Origin of the sequence: Bacillus sp. AFS059628, from assembly GCF_002571225.1 — a bacterium.
Taxonomy (GTDB): Bacteria; Bacillota; Bacilli; order Bacillales; family Bacillaceae_G; genus Bacillus_A.
This window is the reverse complement of record NZ_NVEC01000164.1, coordinates 1-2,944: the sequence shown is the minus strand read 5'-3', so window position 1 is coordinate 2,944 and position 2,944 is coordinate 1. Positions and strand designations below refer to the sequence as shown.

The window sequence follows — 2,944 nt, the reverse complement described above, 5'->3', positions numbered from 1 at the left end:
TAAAGTTTCACTTTATTTTAGAAAACTTATACTTAAATCATTTCAATTTATATAAACAAAAGGTGCAATTATACGATATACTAGAGGAGACGATTTGGTAATTAACTCCTAATGCTGAAGAGAAGCAAATACAATTCATCAAAACTATAGAACGAATTGAATTGATGGGAAATCGAAATAGGCTAAAGCAAGTTTTCTTGAATATTGTTCAAAATGCCATTAAATATTCACATAAAAATGGTAAAGTATATATTGAAGCGACTAAAAAAGAAGGACAAGTAGTAATAAAGGTGAAAGACGAAGTGATTGGAATTGCTAAAGAGCATTTACCATATATAAAACAGTCATTTTATCAGATTAATCACCGTTCGCTATCGTTAAAAAATGGTAGAGCTTCATGGAGGTACAATTCGTATTATAAGTAAAGAAGGAATAGGAACAACCATTTTGATAAAACTCCCATTATAATACATATAAAGTCTGTTTATATAGTGTAATAAAATAAATAGATGTATAATTATATTGGGTGATTTATATATAAGATTAATAGGGAGAGGAATTCGATAGAATGGAAAAAGCTTTAAAAATTAAACGAGTAGTGGTCGTTTTAATAGCGATTGCAGCAGTAGCTATTGGGTATTTCATGTTTCAATCCATTACTTCACCAGCAAAGGCTGTTGCAAAACAAGAAAATGTAGTGCAGCTTGCAAGTGAACAACCGAAAGTAGAAATGAATAAAACGGCCCCAAGCCGTTTTAATGGAAAAGAAAGAAAAGTTGCTTATCTTACATTTGATGATGGCCCAGGGAAATATACGGCTGAATTGTTAAATACGTTAAAACAGCATGATGCGAAGGCGACGTTCTTTTTAATCGGAGCAAATGTAAAAGAATTTCCGGATTTAGTGAAACGTGAAAATGCAGAGGGTCATTATGTAGGTATGCATAGTATGACACATAATTTTGCGAAGTTATATAAAAATGGTGAGTATGTAAATGAGATGAAAGAAGATCAAAGCTTAATCGCAAATATTATTGGAAAATCACCTAAATTAACACGTCCGCCATACGGTTCGATGCCTGGATTAAATGAAGGTCTTCGAAATAAAGTGGTAGAAGGCGGTTTTAAAGTATGGGATTGGACAATTGATTCATTAGACTGGAAATATAACAAAATGCAAGTTGATGCAGCTGCAGCACAAATTGCTCAAAATGTATTAACAAATGCAACAAAACCACAAGAAGTCATTTTAATGCATGACATTCACCCACAATCAGTTGCTGCTGTACCAGCAATTTTAAAAGGGTTAAAAGAAAAGGGTTATGAGTTTGAAGCTTATCATGAAGAGAGTCACTTCCCAGTGAATTTCTGGCATGATAACCGTATGTAATGGAGGAATGAACGTTGAAGTATGGAAAAGTAGCAGTAGTTGGAGCACTATCAGTAGGACTATTAACAGGTTGTTTCGGTGAAAAACCAGAAGAAAATCTATATACAGCTTTTGAAACAGCGGCGACACAAGAAAAATCATTAGTTGATGAAGCGAAGAAATTAGAGAAGTTAGAGAAGGAAGGTCAAGAACTATATTCTCAAATTTTACAAGAAGGTAAAGATCATAATGACGCTGTTATGAAGAAAATAGAGCAAGCTACTGCAAATGTAGATGAACGTGAAAAAGTATTGAAAAGTGAGAAAGAAATGCTAGAAAAAGCGCAGAAAGAAACGAAATCTATTCAAGGAAATATAGAGAAGCTTGAAGATAAGAAGTTACAAAAACAAGCGAAAGCAGTAGAAGATTCATATAAAAACCGCTATGATGCATTCAAAAAGATGAATGAAAATTATACGAAGGCGTTAGCGACTGAAAAAGAACTGTATGAAAAATTAAAAGTAAAAGAAACGAAATTAAAAGAGATTGGTGAAAAAGTTAAAGCTGTTAATGAATTAACTGTGGAAGCACAAAAGTCAAAAGAGCAATTTAACAATTTTACAAAAGAGTATAATGACAGTAAATTAGCATTCTACAAAGATGCAGAGATTAAGATTAAAGATCAGAAATAAAGAAGAATCTTAAACGTAATAAAAAGCCGGGGAAACATCGTCATAAATGTTTTTTCGGTTTTTTACGTTAAATGAATAGAAAAGACTGGAATTGATATCATAAAAGAGTTATAGTGAATTATTCTAAGGGAAACATTGTAAAGTAAGGAGAGACTGGAAATATGTCATATGAATTTTTACTCAAATTAGGTTTAGCGCTCTTTTTAGGATTATTCATCGGGATAGATAGGCAGCTAAAGAATAAACCGCTTGGCGTGAAAACAAGTATGGTTATTTCTGTAGCAAGTTGTTTAATTACGATGGTTTCAATTGAATCCGTACATGTATATTCTGTTCCAGGGCATACAAATATGGATCCAATGCGTTTAGCTGCTCAAATTGTGAGCGGGATTGGTTTTCTTGGAGCAGGTGTTATTTTACGAAGAAGTAATGATGTTATTTCGGGATTAACGACAGCTTCTATGGTGTGGGCTGCTTCAGCTTTAGGTATAGCAATTGGGGCAGGATTTTATTTACAAGCGACGGTTGCTATGATTTTAATCATTTTAGCGATTAACGTACTTCCGCAACTTGTGAAAATTGCAGGTCCTTATTCATTAAGACAAAAGGATTTATCTATAAAAATTACTGTAAAAGAGCACCATGAGTTAGACGGTATATTTAAGCAAATTAAAAATCTAGGTATGCATGTGAAACGCGTAAAAATTAAAGATATAGATAGTGGGGCATTTCAGCAACTGGAGATGGTTATTTTAGCTCCAGAAGACTTGTATACGACGGAGTTATATAGTTCCCTAAAAGAGATTGATCGAGTAGTTTCAGTTGAAGTGGAAAGTAGATAATGGTGATAAAAAAGAGTGAAGTGAATTGAAGTGACCCCTAA

3 protein-coding genes and 1 pseudogene are annotated in these 2,944 nt (G+C 33.2%); all 4 read left to right on the top strand.

The genetic code is table 11. The annotated features are described in order from the left end of the window. Positions 1-468: pseudogene (locus COL05_RS30790) on the top strand (sensor histidine kinase); the annotation flags it as partial. A gap of 100 nt (positions 469-568) precedes the next feature. Continuing rightward, positions 569-1,390, top strand: coding sequence for a peptidoglycan-N-acetylglucosamine deacetylase (locus tag COL05_RS30785; RefSeq protein ID WP_098671348.1), 822 nt, complete (start codon positions 569-571; stop codon positions 1,388-1,390). A 14-nt stretch (positions 1,391-1,404) separates the two neighbouring features. Further along, a complete protein-coding gene (locus COL05_RS30780; protein WP_098671347.1) occupies positions 1,405-2,061 on the top strand; it encodes a YkyA family protein in 657 nt (218 codons plus the stop codon). 161 nt (positions 2,062-2,222) lie between these two features. Next, positions 2,223-2,903 carry an MgtC/SapB family protein gene (locus COL05_RS30775; protein WP_000119508.1) on the top strand — a complete coding sequence of 227 codons (681 nt, stop codon included), beginning with the start codon at positions 2,223-2,225 and terminating at the stop codon, positions 2,901-2,903. Positions 2,904-2,944: the final 41 nt, after the last annotated feature.

Excerpts from the sequence above, each read along its gene's own strand:
- COL05_RS30785 (WP_098671348.1), top strand. The coding sequence starts at position 569 with ATGGAAAAAGCTTTAAAAATTAAACGAGTAGTGGTCGTTTTAATAGCG.
- COL05_RS30775 (WP_000119508.1), top strand. The coding sequence starts at position 2,223 with ATGTCATATGAATTTTTACTCAAATTAGGTTTAGCGCTCTTTTTAGGA.